The organism is Mastigocoleus testarum BC008 (assembly GCF_001456025.1).
Lineage (GTDB): Bacteria > Cyanobacteriota > Cyanobacteriia > Cyanobacteriales > Nostocaceae > Mastigocoleus > Mastigocoleus testarum.
Genome location: NZ_LMTZ01000152.1, coordinates 18849 through 39418 on the forward strand (window position 1 = coordinate 18849; position 20570 = coordinate 39418).

At 35.8% G+C, this 20570-nt stretch carries 18 protein-coding genes; 5 read left to right on the forward strand and 13 right to left on the reverse strand.

What is annotated here, in order from left to right; all coding sequences use genetic code 11:
- Positions 1–58 precede the first annotated feature (58 nt).
- Entirely contained in the window at positions 59–1120 is a 1062-nt protein-coding gene (gene cbiD / locus BC008_RS41215; RefSeq protein WP_027843586.1) for a cobalt-precorrin-5B (C(1))-methyltransferase CbiD, read from the forward strand.
- A 477-nt stretch (positions 1121–1597) separates the two neighbouring features.
- On the opposite strand, the gene BC008_RS41220 is transcribed toward cbiD, so the two are convergent.
- A complete protein-coding gene (locus tag BC008_RS41220; protein WP_027843585.1) occupies positions 1598–1930 on the reverse strand; it encodes a hypothetical protein in 333 nt (110 codons plus the stop codon).
- A gap of 4 nt (positions 1931–1934) precedes the next feature.
- Entirely contained in the window at positions 1935–2816 is an 882-nt protein-coding gene (locus BC008_RS41225; protein ID WP_027843584.1) for a hypothetical protein, read from the reverse strand.
- A 340-nt stretch (positions 2817–3156) separates the two neighbouring features.
- On the opposite strand from BC008_RS41225, the gene BC008_RS41230 reads away from it, so the two are divergent.
- Positions 3157–3951, forward strand: coding sequence for a cobalt-precorrin-6A reductase (locus tag BC008_RS41230; RefSeq protein ID WP_058184662.1), 795 nt, complete (start codon positions 3157–3159; stop codon positions 3949–3951).
- 31 nt (positions 3952–3982) lie between these two features.
- Here BC008_RS41230 and BC008_RS41235 read toward each other — a convergent pair whose 3' ends face one another.
- Complete coding sequence (locus tag BC008_RS41235) at positions 3983–5941, reverse strand: BamA/TamA family outer membrane protein (RefSeq protein WP_027843583.1); 1959 nt, start codon at positions 5939–5941, stop codon at positions 3983–3985.
- A 214-nt stretch (positions 5942–6155) separates the two neighbouring features.
- Positions 6156–7382: a serine hydrolase domain-containing protein gene (locus tag BC008_RS41240; protein WP_058184664.1), complete on the reverse strand. Its 1227-nt coding sequence runs from the start codon at positions 7380–7382 to the stop codon at positions 6156–6158.
- Between the two features lie 409 nt (positions 7383–7791).
- Here BC008_RS41240 and BC008_RS41245 point away from each other — a divergent pair, with 409 nt between their 5' ends.
- The 3 genes from BC008_RS41245 (at position 7792) to BC008_RS49020 (ending at position 10741) form a co-directional block, all read left to right on the forward strand.
- Positions 7792–8985: a sensor histidine kinase gene (locus BC008_RS41245; RefSeq protein WP_027843582.1), complete on the forward strand. Its 1194-nt coding sequence runs from the start codon at positions 7792–7794 to the stop codon at positions 8983–8985.
- A gap of 416 nt (positions 8986–9401) precedes the next feature.
- Positions 9402–9539, forward strand: a complete 138-nt coding sequence (locus BC008_RS50090) for a hypothetical protein (protein WP_161938221.1) — start codon at positions 9402–9404, stop codon at positions 9537–9539.
- A 116-nt stretch (positions 9540–9655) separates the two neighbouring features.
- The gene (locus BC008_RS49020) at positions 9656–10741 is read left to right on the forward strand and encodes a DUF2927 domain-containing protein (RefSeq protein ID WP_063800859.1); all 1086 of its coding nucleotides are present in this window, start codon (positions 9656–9658) and stop codon (positions 10739–10741) included.
- A 156-nt stretch (positions 10742–10897) separates the two neighbouring features.
- Here the strand turns inward: BC008_RS49020 and BC008_RS41255 are convergent, their stop codons facing one another.
- The 9 genes from BC008_RS41255 to BC008_RS41290 form a co-directional block, all read right to left on the reverse strand.
- Positions 10898–11473 (reverse strand): hypothetical protein, encoded by a 576-nt coding sequence (locus BC008_RS41255; RefSeq protein ID WP_027843581.1) that lies wholly within the window; start codon positions 11471–11473, stop codon positions 10898–10900.
- 209 nt (positions 11474–11682) lie between these two features.
- A complete protein-coding gene (locus BC008_RS41260; protein ID WP_027843580.1) occupies positions 11683–13275 on the reverse strand; it encodes a TrbI/VirB10 family protein in 1593 nt (530 codons plus the stop codon).
- 43 nt (positions 13276–13318) lie between these two features.
- On the reverse strand, positions 13319–14014 hold the full coding sequence (locus BC008_RS41265; protein WP_027843579.1) for a hypothetical protein: 696 nt from the start codon (positions 14012–14014) through the stop codon (positions 13319–13321).
- 312 nt (positions 14015–14326) lie between these two features.
- Entirely contained in the window at positions 14327–15130 is an 804-nt protein-coding gene (locus BC008_RS41270; RefSeq protein ID WP_027843578.1) for a hypothetical protein, read from the reverse strand.
- An 89-nt stretch (positions 15131–15219) separates the two neighbouring features.
- Positions 15220–16260: a hypothetical protein gene (locus BC008_RS41275; protein ID WP_027843577.1), complete on the reverse strand. Its 1041-nt coding sequence runs from the start codon at positions 16258–16260 to the stop codon at positions 15220–15222.
- Positions 16261–16492: 232 nt separating this feature from the next.
- Positions 16493–17266: a hypothetical protein gene (locus BC008_RS41280; RefSeq protein ID WP_058184666.1), complete on the reverse strand. Its 774-nt coding sequence runs from the start codon at positions 17264–17266 to the stop codon at positions 16493–16495.
- A 13-nt stretch (positions 17267–17279) separates the two neighbouring features.
- On the reverse strand, positions 17280–17417 hold the full coding sequence (locus BC008_RS50950) for a hypothetical protein (RefSeq protein WP_201026229.1): 138 nt from the start codon (positions 17415–17417) through the stop codon (positions 17280–17282).
- Positions 17418–17481: 64 nt separating this feature from the next.
- The gene (locus tag BC008_RS41285) at positions 17482–20229 is read right to left on the reverse strand and encodes a hypothetical protein (RefSeq protein ID WP_027843630.1); all 2748 of its coding nucleotides are present in this window, start codon (positions 20227–20229) and stop codon (positions 17482–17484) included.
- Positions 20177–20554 carry a hypothetical protein gene (locus BC008_RS41290; protein WP_058184668.1) on the reverse strand — a complete coding sequence of 126 codons (378 nt, stop codon included), beginning with the start codon at positions 20552–20554 and terminating at the stop codon, positions 20177–20179. The genes BC008_RS41285 and BC008_RS41290 overlap by 53 nt, the downstream gene beginning before the upstream one ends.
- Between the last annotated feature and the right edge of the window lie 16 nt (positions 20555–20570).

A 20570-nucleotide genomic window follows, 5' to 3' on the forward strand; every position in this document is an offset into this window, starting at 1 on the left:
TCACGACAATCTTATTTTTCCTGTATCCTATTTCCAATGCTCAATTCCTAATTTCACCATGCCCCGTCAAGGATATACCTTACCTGTTTTTGCTGTAGCGGCTGCTAAAGCAGCATTGTTACACCTTCAGAACAACATAATTACTCACAATACAGTCAACCTCGATTTACTCCCTGAAGCTGCAGATATTCCTATTCAACAAGTTGCAAATTTAGCAAATGATACTGCTTTAGCTATTACCAATAGCGATCCAGGGGATAACTTAGATATAACCAAAAATACTCCTATCTGGGCTTGGGTAAAGTTATTACCGCGCGAAAATAGAGCAGAAGAATTCATTTTAGAAGCCGGTGAGGGTTTGGGAAAGACAGTAGATGGAGAAGCTGCAATTTATCATTTTGCTCGTCGTTTGTTTGAGGTTAACGTTTCACCTTTAATTTCTCCAGATCGAACAGCTATTATCAGAATTATCCTACCCGAAGGTCGTCAATTAGCCCAACGTACCTCAAACGAAGCATTTGGGATTCTCGAAGGTTTAGCACTATTGGGAACTAGTGGTATTTCCCAACCTTTGAGTGCTGCTGACCATTTGGAGGAATTTCGCGCCGTACTGCGTGAGAAAGTAAAAAATTGTTCCGACTTAGTATTTTGTATTGGTAATAATGGTTTCTCAGTAGCCCAACGCTTACCAATTCCAGAATCAGCCATCATTCCTACGGGTAATTGGTTGGGTGCATTACTTGTGGAAGCAGGGTTGTACAAAGCAAAATCGGTAACTTTATTGGGATATCAAGGAAAGTTAATTAAACTTGCAGGTGGAATTTTTAATACATCTTCTCATATTGCAGATGCCAAGCTGGAAATCATTGCAGCAGCTGTAGTTGAAGCTGGAGGGGACATACAAATAGTTCAAACTGTGTTACAAGCCAAAACGGCTGATGCTGCATACAAAACTTTGGTTGGAGTTCAATTAGCAGATCGGGTTTTTGCTCTTTTGGCTGCTAGAATTGGCGATCGCGCTAAGAAATATGTGCAAAAGTATGCCAGTGTAGAGTTAGATATAAAGGTTATTTTATTCGACCGTCAAGGAAATATTATTCATAATTTAAGTGAGTTCTGAAATTTTGTAGCAACAGACACCTCGTTTGGGACATTATAGTTTTGCTTTCAAGGGAACGAAGAACAGAAAAAAGTCCTAAAAATTATGATGACTGCTATATATTTTGAAAAAATCTCATCATTGGTTTTGCATTGTCCTAGATAAACTAAAACAAAAGAGCAAAGAAGACTATTACTACACCACATTAATTTTGATAGGTAAATTAAGGTTCGTAGTAGCGCTTTAGCGCTTTAATATCAAGACTTTACCGGGGCTATTAGCGTTAGCATGTCCATCAGGACATAGCCCAACTACAAAACCCTCAGAACTTATGTGGTGGAGTACTATTCTTCCTGCTCCACTGAGATTTTAAATTTTGATTTGTTGAAGATAGATAGAATTTAATCCAGTTCCATCCCCAAGATATATTTACTAAATTTTTTATTGTCTAAGGTAAATAAATTTAAATTTATTATCCTATATTTGATTGACTATCAACTATATAAACATCAAAATTCGGGAAGCAACACGAGAAACATTACTGATGTTTCTTAAAATTCTGATTGTATTATTAATACTTTGCAATTCCTGTTCTAACTCAGAAATAGCATTTTCTAATTCTGGCTCCAAAGATTTCATTTTTTCAGCAATGTGTTCTAAATTTTGTTTTTCCAAATTTTGTAATATGCTTACATATTTTTGACGCTCTTTAACAAAATTTACCCTCTTTAATTCATCTGGGTCTTGTTCTAGAGCAAACTGTATCTCTGGCGAAAACAACATCCGCTGTTGTCTCCTCATAAGTTCGATTAGTTTATGAGTTTTTGACATGATTTTAACTTTCCTGAATAATTATTGATTTTTTGCTATTTTCAAGTATTGATAAAAATGAGTCGATATCTTTTAATGAATTATTGAGACGCTGAGAATTGATTTTTCCCTCTACAGAAGCCTGGAAAATATCCTTAAATTCATCTAAAGCTTGGCTTGCATCTGTAAGCTCTTGAATCTGTTGATCCATAAAGAAAATTTTCCTGCGTTCATTAATCCATATATCTGCACTTCTTATGGGATTGCTTGCAATCAAAGGACGAATAATTAGGCGGTTTTCCCTCACTTGCTTCATTTCTTGGGTTCTATGCTTCATGAAGCTACCAATTTCCTTCAGCATTTCCCTTTGTAGGGTTAATTCCCGTAAAATTATTTGATTGCGTTTTTCAAGTTCTTTTCTAATGACACCTTTAATTCGAGAATGTATTGCAAGATTTGTTATGTTACCCACAATACCTTGAATTGGAGGTGTAAAAAACTGACTTTTTTGGATTCTTAAACTAACAGAGTTGATATTATCAGCAATCGCTTCAATTTCTTCTTGAGCTTCTGATGGCGCATCAGATTTCGCAATTTGGTCAAGTTTATTAAAGTATCTTCTTAGTAATTGATTATGTAAACGAATATTATTAATAGTTCGGATCATTTCCCTATCTTGTTTGGAAATATTTTGATATTGCTCGACGGTTTGATTAGCAATTATGTCATCCTCTAATATTCTTTCAGAACTTGAATCCAAATGAAGCTCTCCTGCTGCAAGCAATAGTTTATCAACTGCAGTAGTATATTTATTTCCGGCTTCTGTAAGCTTTTGATATTCTTTACTATAACGACATCCACTTGTTAAAGCTGCAATAATTGCAACTAATAATAATGTTTTTCGCATAATTGTTTGACCTAGATATGACTAACTTCAAATTTGAATTAGTCTTGTTTTTTATAACTATCTATTCATAGTTACAGTGACAAAAACTTATGCAGTAAAAAATATATTTCTCAAATCAAATTTTATTTCAAGTTCATTTTTTATAAATACTAAAACTATATTTATGCCGTTAGTAATTTCTCAAAAATCCTGAATTAAAGGGCTTTGACAGCTTTTTGTTCAATCTCAAAATAGATCAAAAATATAATATAAAACTTAATAAAATATTTTAAGACCTCAACTTAAATCTAAACTTAAATCTAAATTAGTCAATTTAAAGCATATTATTCAAGCACATTAAATGAAGCGTTTATTAATTCTGGGTGGAACAAAGGAAGCATCTCAATTAGCGATTAAAGCCGCAACTATTTCTAATGTAGAAGTAAGGTTATCTGTTGCAGGTCGTACTACTCAAGCTAGGTACCAAGTAGGAGTGACACGAGTTGGTGGTTTTGGTGGTGTTCCAGGCTTAATAAAATATTTGCAGGATGATGCAATTGATATCTTAATTGATGCGACTCATCCATTTGCAGCCAAAATATCTCTGCACGCAGCAGTAGCAGCAAAGGAACTAGATTTACCCAGACTGATGTTGATTCGACCAGAATGGTTATTGCAAGCTGGAGATAACTGGCTTGAGGTTGATAGTATTATAAATGCTGCAAAGATCCTAGAAGAAAATGCAAAACGAGTATTCTTAGCTGTTGGTAGACAACAAATTATCCATTTTGCATATATAGACAATATTTGGTTTTTAATGCGATTAATCGAACCCCCCAAGCAAGATGATTTAATTCCCAAAGGATCGGTAATACTCGATCGCGGACCATTTAAATTAATTAAGGAAAAAGAGTTATTAATCGAACATCAAATTGATACAATTGTCAGTAAAAATAGTGGTGGAGATGCAACAATTGCTAAAATTACTGCTGCACGAGAATTAGGAATCAAAGTTGTTATGGTAAACCGTCCCCAACTTCCCTTAGGAGAACGGGTTAATAATGTTGAGGATGCTTTGAGGTGGTTGCTTTTATTAAAAAATGCATTATGGTGCAGTTCTTTGTTTTTCTTCTCTCAAATCTTACTAGCTAGATAAAGAAAGTTAAAGACGATTTATTTCCACTTTTTTAAAATCTCTCTCCTAAACCAAATTGAATCCGACTTTCTCCATCATTATTAAAACCATAGTCAAGACGAACAGGTCCTAGTGGAGATTGGATGCGAAGACCAGCACCATAACCAAAACCACTACCTGATTTATCTCTTGCACCTCCGGGGTTACCAACAACGCTACTACTACTACCCAAATCTGTTGCAGCATCAAAAAATACAGTTCCACCCAAAAAAGATAATACTGGAAAACGATATTCAGCCGACGCTTGGACAAAACTACGAGCGCTACCCAAATCTCCTTCAGCAAAACCTCGAACAGAATTCAAACCACCAAGGGAAAATGCTTCATAGGGTGGTAAATCGCCAAGAACAGTTCCTGCTTGGAGATTAAAAGCAAAAGCTTGGGGACATTTATCTGTTTTAGAATTAGATTTGGAATTACGACAACCCTTTGTGAATTTGGTTAAATGTGTAGGAACATAAAAGCTATAATTTCCTCGCAGTTTGTTGGATAAAATATTTCCATCTCCAATGGGAATTGATTGTTCGCTACTCAGACTTAAAAAAGAACCTTTTGTGGGACGCAAAGGATTATTACGTTTATCTCTCACTAAAGCTAGGGGTATGCTGAATAAATCATCTTCACCATCACCACTAAAGCTAAGATCGTTTCCTAATTCATCCTTAGCGTTTAAATTCCCATCTGAATCACGAATCGCAATTTTTTGATACTTTAAACCCGCACTTGCGACCCAATCAGACTTTTCAAATACATTTTTACTCAACGGACGACGAAAAATAATATTACCACCGGTACGAAATACTCTAGGGTTATCACCGTTGGGTAGTTCTACATCTGTTTCCCCACCATCAAATATTTGTGAAAAAGAACGTTTTCTAAAAGCACCAACTTTATAAGAAGTTCTGTAAGGATCTCCCGCAATCCAAGGGTCAGAAAAATTAACGTCAAAAGTTAAATCTCGTCGACTAACTTCAACATTTGTACCAAATTTCTGATTTCTACCACCAATATTCTGTGCTTGAAAATTCCCAGAAGCAAATAGTCCACTACGAGAACTGAACCCTCCTGTGGGTGTAAGACTAATATTTTTCCCTTCTCTAAGGTTTACGACTAAAACTACTTTTTGTGGGTCTTTCCCGGGATTAAATTTAAGATTGAGATCATTAAAAATTCCCAAACTTGCAATTCGTTGCAGGTCTTTTTGAGCAACTTCACGCTTGAATACTTGTCCGGGTTTCAATTGCATTTCCCGAGTAATAACGTATTTTTGTGTCCGACCTTTAATTGGTTTACCTTCAGCGTCTTTTTCCTTTCCTTCCTCATTAATAAATTGAATTTTAATGTCTTCTATAATTCCTTCTGCAACTGCTAAAGTTACACTTCCATCAGAATTAAAACTAGGGGGAGCGATCGTCTGAGCTAATACATAACCATTATCCTGATACCACTGATTTAAATTTTTTACTCCTTTTTGAAATTCCCGAAAATTGATTATCTTACCGTACTGTTGGCTAAAACTTTTATCTATTACCTTTTGAGGTACAACATTACTACCCTTTACTGTTACCCTGCGCAGTGTTGGATTGGGTTCAACAACAAAAGTTATCTTTACTCCCAAAGGTGTATCTTTTGGTATTACTCGAACATTAGCAAAGTTACCTATAGCAAATATTGCATTAATATCTTGTTCTAAGCGATCGCGAGTAATGGTTTGACCTGCTTGAACTTGGATTACTTTGGATATTTTCTGTTTTAATTCTTCTTCTACTCCCTCAATTACAACTTCTGAAACCATTACTTGGTCTTGTTCTGGCTTTTGTTTAGTTTCCGTAGAGCTTAAAGAATTATTATTTCTGGAAGTTGTTTGAGCTTTAGCAGCAGGAGTGAAAGAAAAATAATTTAAGGTTGCAGCTGAGAACAAGCTAATACTCAAAAGATACAAATTTTTCATCTAAACTTTTCCTTTTGTAGAATACTTCTTCAAAACAGCCAAAGCTCTAGTTAATCATGGATTGAACAAATCATATATTTGCTTAAGTCATATATAATAGTGACTTAAGTCATGTTATTTGCAGATTTATCTATAGTCGCAACGAAGCAAAATTATGAGTTATTCCAATTGATTTTGTTAATTTATTTCAATATTTGCAATATCTGTAAAATTATTAATTTGCATAATCTGGAAGCGTTCGGAAGTTGTCCCTTAAGATATTAATTCCTAAAGTTTCACCGGTTTGAGTTCCATAAAAAGTTTCCTTACCAAACCAACCTTCATCAATACGGTTAGAAAGTACGATTACCACGGTATTATTAGAATCGGCATACTTTATAAATATGGCATTTTGCGAATCAGTTGCACCATCATGGGAAATAATTTTGCCATATCCTGGTATTTCTTCGGTCACCCATCCATAACCGTAGTAGCTTTTTCCATCTTTATTTTCTTTGATATGAGGTGCAAACAACTTCTTAGTGGATGTTCGAGAAAGAATCAAATTCTTTTCTAGAGCAATATTCCAGAAATAAAGATCCTCTACCGTCGTTAATACACCACCGAAACCAACCAATCCCCAATAAGGACCAGGTCGCTCTGCAGCAGAACCAAAATCTTTTCCGTTATTATAACCATGTGCTACTGTCACTTGGGACCATTGAGGATCGTTATAAAAACCCGTATTAAGCATATTAGCGGGCTTAAATAAGTTGTCTTTTAGATAATCTTGAAAAGACTTACCAGAAACAACTTCAACAATTATTGCAAGTAACCCATAACCAGTATCAGAATATAAATATTTTGTTCCTGGTGAAGTTTTTAATCTAGCTTTGAATACTAATTTTTGTGCTTGTTGACGGCTAAGTTTAGCAAAATCACTATCAAATGCGTATTCTGGAAGACCAGATGAATGGGTTAAGAGTTGGTGTAGAGTAATCTTGGCTTTATCTGACGGAACATCATGAAAAAATTTAGCCAATGTATCTTCAACTTTTAATTTACCCTGTTCTTCTAGATGCAGAATAGCTGCTGCTGTAAATTGTTTGGAAAGAGAACCTGAATCGAAAACTGTTTTAGGTGTAATCGGTATCCTGTTCTTCCGGTCAGCTAAACCATAACCATTTTCAAAAATGATTTTGTCATTTTGACTTACGAGTACTGCACCTGAAAATCCATTTTCCTCAAGTATTTCCAGATACAAACTAATTTTATTTATTCGTTCTGCAGTAGATATATTTCTTACATTGGTAAGTTGATTATCATTTGAAGTCGTTTGATTTTTTGAACTAGTTTGATTATTGAGAAGATTATTTTCTTTAAAAACACACCCATATAAAGAAATCAGTAAACTCGAACAAATCACGACAACCAAACTGGAAGAATAGGATTTGAAAATCATTAGTTCCCTGAAATCTAATTTAATTAAATTTTTACCGACAAATCTCAACCAACTATATTTTAACTCAGTAAAAAATATTTAGATTTAAATATCAATAGTAAATAAATATGCATTTATATTGAAAATAGTTAAATAAGCCCTCCTTAAAAGGAGGGTAGACAAGGAGCAAACATTTTAAAATGTTTATTACTCTATTTACTCGATTAGAAGTGCTCAAAAGGCAAATAGATATAATATAAGTTTGGTAAAATACTTATTGAAAAATAACTAAAAATATTAAAGCATAAATTTATTGGGTCGCATATTGTCTAAAGTAATAAATAGTTATGACTTTAGTCATACTATAAGTTCTATAAAATTGTGCATGATAGCAATTAATAAGTTAATAATCCTGTGTTCGAGGTTGAGTATGATTGATTTAGTAAAAACACCGGACTCTATTCGTCGAACTGTACGCTATATAGAATGGACCTTGATAGTTGTATATTTCTTATTATTCTTACTAAATCGCCGTGATAGCAACTATTATTCTCAATTAATACCCACTTATGCAAATATTATTTATCTTACTTTCTGTTTATTTTTAAGCTTTATATTTCCCATCAATTACCCCAACTGGCAAAGATATATTTATATATTTTTAGAGATAACATCTATTATCTTAGCAAGAGCATTTGGAGCAAACTTTGAAATATTACTTTATCTTGTATTAGTCAAAAGTTGTTTTCTTGTAAATAGAAAAAAAGTTATTATTATTGCATTTGTATCAGGTATATTTTGGAATATTGCCCTAGGTTTGAGTCTACCTGATATTTTAAAATTTCAGTTCAAGAATATTAATAAAATTCTCGATGAACTCTCTGACACTAATTTTGTTATCATCAGGATTATAATTAACAATACTGGTGTTTATCTAGCGGCGAGTACTTTTGTTATATTATTTAGTTTTGTCATATTAGCAGAACAAAAAAGTCGTCAACAGGCAGAAGAACTAACAAAAAGAGTTGAAAGTTTGGCTGCAAATTTAGAACGTAATCGCATTGCAAGAGAAATTCACGATTCATTAGGTCATTCTTTAACTACTTTAGATGTACAACTAGAACTTGCTCAAAGATTATACGAGCAAGATCCAATCAAAGCTGCAAAATCTTTAGATATAGCCAAAGAATTAAGTAGTCAATGTTTAGATGAAGTACGACGTTCTGTTCAAACTATGCGCCAGTCAAATTTTAATTTAAGTGAAGCACTTAAGACATTAGCGCAAAAAGTAGAACGAAATCAATCTTTTGTAGTACGAGTAAATGTAAAACTACCGCACCTACCAGTTCAAATTAGTCATCAACTTTATTGCATTGTTCAAGAAGGATTCACAAACATCCAAAAACATGCTGAGTCTAAGTTGGTCACCCTGAATGCAAACAAAGATTCTAATGGAATACTTTTGGAATTAAGAGATGATGGTCGAGGTTTTAATATTAACGCACATCATACAGGTTTTGGATTACGGGGAATGCAAGAAAGGGTAAACATTTTAGGTGGAGAACTGACAATTAAGAGTTATCCCGAACAAGGGACAAAAATTCTGGTTTGGATTCCTGTTTGAGGATTTTTGCAAGGAAGAGTAATATATGTCACCCTTATAATTCCTCAATAACTTTAGAATGGTTCAAAACAAAATAACTCGACTAGGACTTACGTACTTATAAGCAATTTCTAATATTGGAATTTCTAATATTTGGAAGTTGTAATTTTATGTGCGTAAATTTCCGGTAACCTTGTATCTTAATTACTCCAATTACCTCGTACGCCAATAATTATTGTTGATTATAAAGCAAATTTATAGTGGCTACAATCGCAAAGAAATATTGGGTTCATCTCACATGAAGCAAATGTATTATTGCGAATAACTAGAGGATAAGATTTTCACATTACTAGGTAAGGTGGGTGTTTTTACGAAAGTGAGACGCTCCCGAAATATTCTCATTTTATCTGTACATTTATAAAAAACATGAGGTATAAATGGAAACTACTAATGACACACAAACATTATTTCAGAAAGTCAAAGTCAAAAGCGATCGCTCGCAGAATCTATATTTGATGTTCCTCATACAACAAGGTTTCCAGAAAATACAGAAAAATATTTTTGTTAAAGGCTAAAGTTCTAAGGGCTAAAGTTTTGGATCTTTGATTATTTAAAGTTTTAAGTAGAAAGGTTTGGGTGTCATCAGAGCCAAGTTTCCCATATTTCCCATCATTGAATTTACACAGGATTTATGAAAATAAAGCAGATTTTTGTCTCTGGGATTCGTAATACTCTTGCTTTGAGCATCGCATCGACCACAATTGGAGGAACAATATTAGGGATTGCAATTTCTTCCTCTGACGCACAAACAGCAGTTCTCAACAGTAAAAATCCTACCAGTCAGATAAATCTTCGCTTAGCACCTAGCACCCTATCCGATGCTGTTGATTACGGTAGATCTGGCGATCGGGTAATCATCCGCAATAATACAGAGGGAATGGATGGCTTTACTTGGTACTATGTCAAGTTACAGGAAACTGGTATCACTGGTTGGGTCAGAGGTGATTTAGTTGCGAGGGGAAACCGGGATAAAAGTGTCGAACACAGAAGTAACATTATTCCTATCCCACCGGAAAATTACAATGGAATAAATAGACAAGGAATAAATACTTCAAGTTCTAGATATATAAACCCAACAGTAAATAGTTATAGAAAAGAACAAAATTATCAACAAGCTTACATCACACCAAATATATATACACCTGAAGAAATTAATTATTTTCTTGAAATAGCACTTGGTGCTGAATTTTCTGCAGGTTCCAATCTGATCAGAAAATGGGATAGGGATTTAAGAATTAAAATCATCGGTTCCCCAACCCCTGAAGACTTAAATACTTTGAAAAGCGTAATTAATGAAATTAATAGTTTAGTATCCGGAATAAAATTGAATATAGTTGACAATAAACCGAATGTAAAAATTCATTTTGTTCCCGTATCTCAGTTTCGGCGGTACGAACCTAATTATCAACCAGGAAATTATGGCTATGCTTGGACTAACTGGAATCAAAATAATACTATAAATAGTGCAAACATTTTGATCGCAAGTGCTGGGGTAAATCAACAAGAACGATCGCACTTAATTAGAGAAGAATTGACCCAATCTTTGGGACTTCTAAGAGATTCTTATAAATATAAAAATAGTATTTTTTATCAACCTTGGACTGACACAAATAGATATTCTCAAATTGATAAAAAAGTTATACAAATACTCTATCAACCACAAATTCGTCCTGGAATGACTAAATCGCAGGTTATAAATTTTTTTAAAAGAACTTAAGAGTTGATAATAAAAACATTTAACAGGAAGGACTATTTGGTTGTTTTCATTACAGCAATAGTTACTAATTTCAATCCTATAGCAATCATATTTGATTTTCGTAAATGATTTAGGATTGCTATAGTTTAATTAAAAACATATTCACTGTGAAGCAGCTTACTGATCGATTCGTACGCAAGGATTTTCGCTAGAAGATGGAGGATCGGAAAAAACAGCCATAGTATTGTATTCTGGCATTCCGTCTCCATAAATCACGCGAAAAGTATATAATTTTCTCCTACCTCCTCCTTCCGTGACCACAGTTAACAGAGTTTTGGAATTATTACTTCGAGGGGGAAGACCGGGAATATCGAGTTTTTCAATCCGTCGCATGTGAATTACGCTAGCTGCTGAATTTTCACAATCTCCTCCTTCTTGTCCGCCAAAATTCACACACATGGGACCATCAAAATCTAAGGTGACCTCTGAGGGATCGTCTAACCAAACTTTTTTGATAGTTTCACCTGCGGGAATAAAGCTTAAATTTGTACCGTTTTGATACCAAACTTTTACACTGGGTATTGCTCCTCCCAAACCCTGTGCTTGACATGAAAAAATGGAACGGAGAACAGCATTATTAGCAAGTACACGATTGGTAACGCACAATCCTACTGTTAAAAAAAGTAGAGATGTTAATGGGAGAAAATAAGAACTTTTGACGATATTCCGGCAAAAATTAATGTATTCTTTCATCGGCTGCACCTAGATTCTGCCCTGTATTTTCCTGGGATTTATTTACTGAACAATTATTTTTTCTAAGTTAGAATTATTCATCAATAATTTCGTTACGTTAGGATACACCCAACTGTGCCCTCATTCAAAGTATATTTTTGATGTAAAACTCCTTTATTTAAAATTGAACTTCCTTAAACAATAAACTCAAATTGCCTCAGCACTACAAACTACAAGCGAACTTCTTGGTTGACATAAACCTCAACTTCTTTACCTGCTTTGAGAAACCAAATATCACTTTTTCGATTTATGCGCGAAATTGCTTGTTGGTTGCGACGAGTAACTTGGGGAACTAAACTTCTCATCCCACCTTCTAAAATTCCAGCCGTGATGTTGGGATCGTTATTATTAGTTTCTGAAAAAACAGCACCTTCGTCACGAACAATTCTAGTTTCAGTGCGGTTAAATAATTGAGCTGCTCTTCCCAATCCACCCAAACCAAATGTTAGCGCATCCCTTCCAGCAATCGATGAACCCTTGTTGGGATAACTCTTAGCCATTAAAGGTTTACCTTCAGGAGCGCGAATTGTTAGAGCATTTGGTGATAGACTTTTTTCAATTAATTCATCTTTATCTTTAACTAACAATTTGGTGACATTAAGTCGCATTAAACCTCTGTCTGATATTGAACTGACTTGAGTTAGAATTTCGCTACCTGCGGGTACTATAACCTCACCATCTCTTGCTTTGAGTGGTTCTTCTAAACGTACGACAAATACATTGTTGTCTGTGCTAGAGTTATCACTATTTCCGCTACTTCTACTTCTACTTCTACTTCTCCCCCGGGATTTTGTTGTTTCGCCAAAAATAGCGGTTGCAATTACGGCTTCAGCACTACTACCAACAACTGTACGTTTACCACTTCCCGATCTTCTTGATGTACTTGGTTTTGGCGTTACCTTTGATTTCGGACGACTGACGAGGGGTTCAACTTTTCTTTTTGGTGCAGATGCTGTTTTTACAGTATTTTGCTTGCTAATATCTTGAGTCACCATCCCATAACTACCCAACTTCGCCAATTTTTGCCATTTCTGCATTGGATCTGGATCTGGTGTTGGATCTGGTGTTGCTACTGGTTGTGGGGGTGGAGGTTCTGGAAGTGCAGGTTGAGTTTGATTAATCTCAACAGGTCGGGGTTCTCGTATTACTCGGGTAATAACCTCAGGTGGAGAAATATTTTGTGTAGGTTTGGGGGGTTTCGGTGGTGAAGGTTTATTTACAACTTCAGGTTTTGGTTTGTTTCTTCTAAGTTGTTGTTGTGCATTTTTGACTGCTTCTGCTTGTTTCGCAAGCGCAAGTTTGGTTTTGAGTGTATCTACTTCTGTTTCTAGTTGTTCGAGACGATTTGGGGTTTTAACTTGAGGTGGTTGAACAGTAACATTTTTTTTAACTTGCTGTTTTCCACCCCCACCCATAATTTGTGATAAAAATCCTCCAGCAAATAGGACAGCTACTAAAGTACTAGCACCAACTAAACCAGCTTTTGCAAAAGGATTTGCAGACAGGGATTGTTTGGTACGAACTGAGTTTGGATCTGGAGTTTCTTTGCTGACTTCTATTCGTTGGTTTTCTGATATCGCTTCTGTTAGGGATGTTTCCTTGATTTGGGAACTGGGTGATGTTACTTCTTCTTCTAAACCAACTAACTTGGCGATACGCGATTCCCATTCAGAAATATCTGTACTTGAAGGAGAATTGTCAATATCGGTCACAGTTGAATTTCGGGAAGATACAGGGGTAGAGATTTGATTTTTTGGCTTCATAGTTAAGTTCTTATTGATTTAGTTAATTTCTTATTTGTTTACTTTACATTTTTTTACTTGTAGAACATTTTTTATCTTTTAGTTCGCAGATATTATAAATTTCTAGCCTTGCTTCCCGTAAGCCACTAATTGCTAAATTAGCTGGTATCCCTGATTGATCTGCAGTGGCTTTAGTTGTTTCTATTGCTCGTACAAAAATCTGTTTATTAAAAGGAATAGAAGTACCTGTTTTTTCTGCGCCTTTAAAAGTTAAATAATTTGCATAAATATCGACTTTCCAGTTCCCCTTACTAACTTCTTCTGGTTGGGATATTCTTGCGATCGCTAGAACATTTTCTGTATTTCGCAAATTCCTATCTAACCCATAGTCGAAGCCCATATTATTATTCTTAGAATTTAATTTTTGCCTCAAATCTTCACTTAGTAGTGGAGAAGTTATTTCCTTAATTAAGCTTGGAGGTAAATTATTGGAAGAAGTTAATATTAAAGTCATAGCTTCACCCACAAAGCGACGAATAGTTTGTTGATTGCGTTCTAAATTATCGGTAGCAGCTACTGCAATTGTTCGACCATCAACTAATTGAACTAAGGTTTCCGGCAAGGTTTTACGTTTTACCTGCTGCAGCATTGTGTTATGGAACATTAATATCAGCACCGTGAACAAATGTAAGCTAAAAGTTCCAATAACAAATAAAGGAATAAGATTATTATTATTTTTTTTAGGATTTAAAGAACGCATTTGATATGCTCCAATCGACCCAAGTTTTTGTAATTTATAGTAGTAAGTATATAGTTAGGAGATTAGATTTTACTGAGAATAGAACAAAGAACAGGGAACGAGGAACAGAGGGGTAAGAAAAATTACCTAAATCAAAAGCTTAGTACTAATCTCAATGGAAATAATCATATCAAATACAAAGCTTTGGTTTTTTAATGATTCAGACTTAAATAATTTAAATTTAAAGTGCTAAATTTAAATAAAATCAAACTTCAAGTTACACTTAAACTCAAACCCAGACTCAAAATTTAAATATTGATGGGAAATTTGAAACTAAAATTTTACTTTACAGCGCAACCATCTTTGTTTCGCTGTTTTATCATATTCATCAGTCAGACATAAATCGCGAATTTCATAGATTTCTAAGCTATCCGAACGCACGCTATAAATAGCTTGTTGTAAATCTGTAATTTGCTGTGTCAAAGGATGTTTAAAACTATCTATTGATTGTACTATTACATCTTTATTAAAAGGGATTATAACTTTTTTATTGTCACGACCCTTAGTTTGGATTAGATTTGCAACGATTCCTACTCGCCACTTATCCGGTGCAATTTTTTCTGGAGGATAGATTTGAGTAATATCTAACTTGGCTGACATTTTTCGTTCTGGTCGGTCGGAAAAGACCTCAGGTGGAGTCATTTCAGCAATTTGACTTAAAAAACCTTTACGAAAATCCTCTGCGAATGCAAAACTAGCCAACCAACTACTAGTCGCAACTCTTTTAACACCTCCGGATGGTGTCTTAATTAAAATTCCCAAATCAGATTGAGGTTTTGAAACTTGTTCAATAGTTCGGGGAGGTAAATTTCCCGACCAGTTAAAAATTGACACCATTGTTTTACTAACAAATTGGCGGATTGCTTCTGGTTCCCTAGCCAGAGTGTCTATGGTTTTTATCGGCTTCCCATTGACTAATTGTACGAAAGTAGGCGGCTTTTGCAGACTTAACTGTCGAACAGTAAATCCTTGCAGAATTAAAATAAATAAAGTCAATAAATGTAAACTGAATGTTGCGATCGCAAATACAGCGAGAACATTTACTACTTGTTTTTTTTGTTTTAGTAGTTGCACCATTTTGATTGGGAATTAGTGATTTGGGATTGGGGATCTGCGACTGGGGTTAGCAAAGCGTCACGCTAACGCCAACAGCTAACTCTCAATCTCTAAACTTTTTCACTGACCCAAGAGCTTGTGTTACTGATTGCGTTAAAAACAGCAAATCCCCCTGAAGCTGCAATTAACAAAGATAAAATCGGTGCTAAAACTCCCAGGAAAATCATAAACCACATCAAGTCTACATTGGTATTAGGATTTGAAGATGTTCCATTTACGATCGCACTTGAAGTTAAAATTGCAATAATGTTGAAAGAAATTTTGGCAATTCCCATAGCGATAAATCCTGTAACCCATGCAAATATTGGTTTTCCAGCTACAGGTAATAATGAACCACCCACAGCTAACGGACCCAATGCTGCCACAAGTAACATTGTAACTTCTATCAAGTTTTGAAAAGCAGACTGTAAAGAAATCAGAAAGCTTTTTATACTTGGTTGAATAGTGGAACCAAGGAGAGAATTAAAGGCAAATTCTGAAACATTATTAGGATTTAAGGTAATTTGATTAACCTGTTCTTCCAACCTTACAATCCAAGGACGATCGCCATATAAATCTCGGTATTCTTGCCAAAGAGTATCAGTTTTTTCAGTTGCCTTAGTAAAACACTGAACCCTCTGTTCGCCAGATAAAGATTGACAAGGACGCAAAAAAGAAGCTACAACCTCTTCGGCGACGCTCATACTTAATGCTTGTTGATAATATTGGTCTGCATCTCCAATTCTTACCACCTGTTGATTAATACTATTAATGTAATTTCTAACACCTAAAGTTAAGCTAGAAAGAACTGAACCATTACCAGTATTAGTTAATAATAGAACTACAATAAACGGCCAAATCAAACTCGATATAGGGCGGGAGTATTCGCTGTAAATTAAATCTTTAAGCCACTGCATCATAAAAAATAGCAGGGTACCCACCGCAAAAAAAACGCCAAGATTTGTTAAGGAACCATATAAATTTTCACTGCTATTATTTTGCAATAAATTTAACCATTGTTCGTCCCAAGCTTCAGCGATACTACGTGCAGTTGTTGCACCATCACCAATAATTTCATCAACACCAGTTTGAGCCAATATCTTGATATACATTTTTGGGGATTAGGGATTGAGGACAAGTCAAAAGTAAAAAGTCATTAGCGTTCGCCGCAGGCGCATCTCAGCGTGTCCGTAGGACATAAGTCAAAAAATAATTGACCAATTAACCATTACTCCTTACTTGTTACTTACTTGTTACTCATTACTTGTTACTCATTACTTATTACTTATTACTCATTACTTATTACTCATTACTCATTACTTATTACTTATTACTTATTACTTATTACTCATTTTCTTCTCTACCAAATAAATCTGATTGGGAACTAGCTCTTAAAAGTCTAGCAACAGATGCAGCTGAGTCAACGCGACGCGCATTATTTGCTTCTTCTACTTGTTGGGAAATATTTGCCAAGTTTAAATTAGAATACTGTAGATATTGATTTTGTTTAATATTTTGACCTAAAGATTCTGCAATCATTCTTGATTGCTGTCTATTAATTTGCAGTTGTAGATTAGTTTGATTTGAAATTAATCGTCCTAGAAAATTTTGACCGGTTGCTGCTTGACCTAAACCAGCTAATTGATTGAGAATATTTTGATTATTTTCACGCGCTTCATCAGCTTCGCGATCAATATTTTCGATGACATTTTGAACAGTTTCTAGCTTTATTTGTAATCTTTCTTGTCCTTTAACACCGAAGTATGATTCTGTCGCAGCACGGGTCAGTTGACGTTCGATTTCATTTCCAATTAACTTACCTTGAACTGCTGGATTATTTTCAAAAATGTCAGAAAGTGAATTATCTGTTACGTCTTGAACGACCTGTTGTCTTACATCAATTGGATTGGGTAAATTGAGTGCACCTGTAGAATTATTAATTGCGGTAAAACTTCCTTCTCCTGCAGGATTTACAGTTTCGTCAATATTATTTGTTAAATAATCTTGAAAATCGACAGCGTAGTTTTGAAAATCTGTCCATATATATCCCAATCGCGCCATCGCTGGTAAGCTGACTAAAAATGTAAAACAGATAGTTAAAAAAGCAGTTTTTCGCATAATTTATTAGTATTTATAATTTGTTAATTTTTAATAGGTAATAGGTAATTGGTAATTGGTAATGGGTAATTGGTAATTGGTAATGGGTAATTGGTAATTGGTAATGGGTAATTGGTAATTGGTAACTCAATTTTTCATTCCTAGTCGCCAATCCCTAATCCCCAGTCGCCAGTCCCCATATGCCGCAAGGCGGCACGCAGTGCTATCCCCAATCCCTAACCCCCCCGCAAAGATGCGACTAATTGACGTGCAAAGCTGGAAATCGCTTCATATTTATCTTCATACTTTTGCATACTTTTTTGACGAGCGCTTTGTTCGTCGGGGTTATTCGCTACCACTGCAAGTTGCTCGTAACCTGGATAATAGCGACAAAAAGTGTAAATTCCGTTGTCATCAAGCAACCATTGACTGTAAATACCTTCTTTGCGGGGAAAGAAACTTTCTGATGCATTACGTCCGATAATTTGACGGGGATATTTTAAAATATCGACAAAACTGTCTACTGCGACTGGTTGAATCCTTCCTATTAACCTGGTAGTTAAGTTTTGCAAAATTTTCGATGCTGCTTTTGATTTCGCGATCGTATCCGGGTCCTGGGCTGATAAAATTACTCTCACACCTGCTTTGGCTCCGTTTGCACAAATTCTTCCTACTAAATCAGAAATTTGGTCAAATTCAAATAAAATTGGTGCCTCATCAATAAAAAATATGGAAGCTGGACTGCTAAGGGCGCGGCGTAATGCGGCAGAATAAGCGCTTAGGGATAGAACTGCTGCATCTTCACTATCCGATAAGTTTCTCAGAGCAAAGACCAAAAGCTGAGCATCAGTTGGAAAGCTTGAAGGATAGGAAATTGCTTTACCTACACGACTTGATAACCAAAATCTTAATCTGAGGTGAATTTGACTCAGAGCATCTTCTACTCTGCCACCTAGGGTTTCCATCTGTAAATGTTCGGAAGAACAAAATGTTAAAAAGTCGTGTAATGTGGGCGTTTTGTCCCAAGCATGACTCCCGAAACCCCCCTCGATCGCATCTTGATATCTTTGATTGATTCCCGCATCTTGAAAGAAAGCTGCTAAAGCTAAGTTGAGAACGGAACGTACTGTTTGTGATAGCAGTTGGTCTTGGTTAGATGAACCCAAAACCATGGTCATCAAAGCTGATTCTAAAAAGCCAACATAATCTTGAAAGCGATCGCGTTGTTCCTCAGGACTCAAGAAACGTAAATCTGGTTGTTCAAATAGGTTATTTGATTGTTTGGAGATATCGAAATAAGCTCCCCAACCGGACATAAATTCTGTATAGTCGGTAAAAGTAGACGTACCATCAGGCTTAGGAAAATCTAAGGCGACGACCGGAATATTATGGGCTAAGGCTTGGGTTAAAATTCCCGACACTAATACTGATTTACCTGCACGGGTAGTAGCAAATAATGCTAAATTTTTATGTCGCTTAAATAAGTCCAAATGTACCGGCGTTCCTCCTTCTTCAGCAATCAACTCAAACCCTTGGCGATCGCCCTTGCGGGTATGGACGAGAGGTATTAGTCCCGGTACTTCATTTGTTAAATATAGTTGACGGCGATTAAAGGGTTTTGCTAACAAGACTTCCCAAACTATAGGTAAAGTTTGCAACCATATTTTCCAGGCATATTCTGTTTCCCTAATCACCTGTGCTGGACGCTGAAAGCTGTTCTCAATATATTTTGTTGCTTCGTCTAGCTTTTCTGTACTATCCCTATGTACTAAAACTGTAACTCCAGTATAAATAGGTACGGCACCTTCGTATATTTGTTCTTGTGCTGCTAAGGATTTTTTTAGTTTTAACTGGGCGTTAACATCTATGGTTTTACTTTTCGACTGCGCCATCGTAGCAGTCATATTTGATTGTTTGAGGACGCGCTGCAATGTATTTTTGACTAATCCTGGGTTTGCTGCACTCAATTGACAAAAAACCTCTGTATCGACCACTGCTTCCCTAGCGAGCAACTCCCATAAATAACGCAATTGGGATTGTTTATTTTGCCAACCTCCGGGTTTCTCTAGAAAAGTTAATACACCGATATAACGATTTTTTACATGTACCCAACGGCGATCAGCGCAGGGGATGTGAGATTCCATTAACAAAGTTGTACTGTGGGGATTATCTATCAGTAACTTGCTACTAGCTAGATCGGAATAAACCTCTTCATGCAATCCTTCCTCATTTAAGATTAGTAATTGGGGAATCTCAATTGCTGATGTATGGTTAAACCGGTACCAAATTTCTTCCCATAGCTCACCTGCGTTCATCGCTTTGACATCCAAACCCATTTTATTGGATAGGATCTGCTCCCAACGGCGAAAACCTTCTTTATAAGCATTAAGGATAACCGTTTCCAAATGCTGGTTTGCTAATACTGTGGCGTCCCCCTTAAACCTCAGCCACCAATCTTCACCTTTTGCAAGTAACCTCTCAATCCAATCATCAGTTTCAGCAGCGTTGGGTTCAACTGTATAGGTCACATAAATTCGTAAAAACTTGGGTTTGCGAATACCATCCCGGGTCAATTCTCTCACCCTGGCACGCTCCGCCATCAAAAGATATTTGATGTCAACTGAAGCCGCATCCTTAACTAGAGATGACAATTCCTCTTGACGCTGAGTTTCCGAGCTAAAGGAACTTAGGTGAAACGTCAGCCTTTCCCCTGCAGGAATATCTTTTAAGCCAGCTTCGATATTATTACAAATCGTATCAACTTGCTCTGGTCTGAGGGTTGTATGAATACCCTGACAATCAAACCCGAAAACAAAGCAAAATCTATCTTTTTGATTACCCTTGGTAAGAACATAAGCCCCCACCTCCCTACCATCCAAACTGACCTGCAGCATGGTAGCAAGATGGAGAGAATCCTCAAAAGGAGTTAATCTAACGTCGCTTCCTGCGAGACCGACGCTTTGTTTTCCGATTTTTTCCTTCATGTTTTACTTCCAGAAAACTTCGATAACGGGCTAAACCTCTTGTCCAAGTAGGGACGCCAATAAACTTGCTAAGAAACCGCCAACTCCTTCCACCAGTTAAAATCCACCACGTTCCCATACCCCAACCAGCAATTAGTGAAGTCCACAGCCATTTTTGAAAGTCATCCTGAAAAACTCCTCCAAAAACTCCATTGACAACAAAATAAGAGGCTAAAGCAATGATTGTCCAAGGAAATACTTGATCTGCGGGTAAGGGTCCTAATGATGGTTGAGTTCCCAATATCCGGTTTACAGGTCGAAAATCCTTATCTCTTTCTTCAGACATTTGTTAATGGTAATGG

Bases quoted from the DNA above. Each gene is read 5' to 3' on its own strand.
- cbiD (WP_027843586.1), top strand. From the start codon at position 59: ATGCCCCGTCAAGGATATACCTTACCTGTTTTTGCTGTAGCGGCTGCT.
- BC008_RS41220 (WP_027843585.1), bottom strand. From the start codon at position 1,930: ATGTCAAAAACTCATAAACTAATCGAACTTATGAGGAGACAACAGCGG.
- BC008_RS41225 (WP_027843584.1), bottom strand. From the start codon at position 2,816: ATGCGAAAAACATTATTATTAGTTGCAATTATTGCAGCTTTAACAAGT.
- BC008_RS41230 (WP_058184662.1), top strand. From the start codon at position 3,157: ATGAAGCGTTTATTAATTCTGGGTGGAACAAAGGAAGCATCTCAATTA.
- BC008_RS41235 (WP_027843583.1), bottom strand. From the start codon at position 5,941: ATGAAAAATTTGTATCTTTTGAGTATTAGCTTGTTCTCAGCTGCAACC.
- BC008_RS41240 (WP_058184664.1), bottom strand. From the start codon at position 7,382: ATGATTTTCAAATCCTATTCTTCCAGTTTGGTTGTCGTGATTTGTTCG.
- BC008_RS41245 (WP_027843582.1), top strand. From the start codon at position 7,792: ATGATTGATTTAGTAAAAACACCGGACTCTATTCGTCGAACTGTACGC.
- BC008_RS50090 (WP_161938221.1), top strand. From the start codon at position 9,402: ATGGAAACTACTAATGACACACAAACATTATTTCAGAAAGTCAAAGTC.
- BC008_RS49020 (WP_063800859.1), top strand. From the start codon at position 9,656: ATGAAAATAAAGCAGATTTTTGTCTCTGGGATTCGTAATACTCTTGCT.
- BC008_RS41255 (WP_027843581.1), bottom strand. From the start codon at position 11,473: ATGAAAGAATACATTAATTTTTGCCGGAATATCGTCAAAAGTTCTTAT.
- BC008_RS41260 (WP_027843580.1), bottom strand. From the start codon at position 13,275: ATGAAGCCAAAAAATCAAATCTCTACCCCTGTATCTTCCCGAAATTCA.
- BC008_RS41265 (WP_027843579.1), bottom strand. From the start codon at position 14,014: ATGCGTTCTTTAAATCCTAAAAAAAATAATAATAATCTTATTCCTTTA.
- BC008_RS41270 (WP_027843578.1), bottom strand. From the start codon at position 15,130: ATGGTGCAACTACTAAAACAAAAAAAACAAGTAGTAAATGTTCTCGCT.
- BC008_RS41275 (WP_027843577.1), bottom strand. From the start codon at position 16,260: ATGTATATCAAGATATTGGCTCAAACTGGTGTTGATGAAATTATTGGT.
- BC008_RS41280 (WP_058184666.1), bottom strand. From the start codon at position 17,266: ATGCGAAAAACTGCTTTTTTAACTATCTGTTTTACATTTTTAGTCAGC.
- BC008_RS41285 (WP_027843630.1), bottom strand. From the start codon at position 20,229: ATGAAGGAAAAAATCGGAAAACAAAGCGTCGGTCTCGCAGGAAGCGAC.
- BC008_RS41290 (WP_058184668.1), bottom strand. From the start codon at position 20,554: ATGTCTGAAGAAAGAGATAAGGATTTTCGACCTGTAAACCGGATATTG.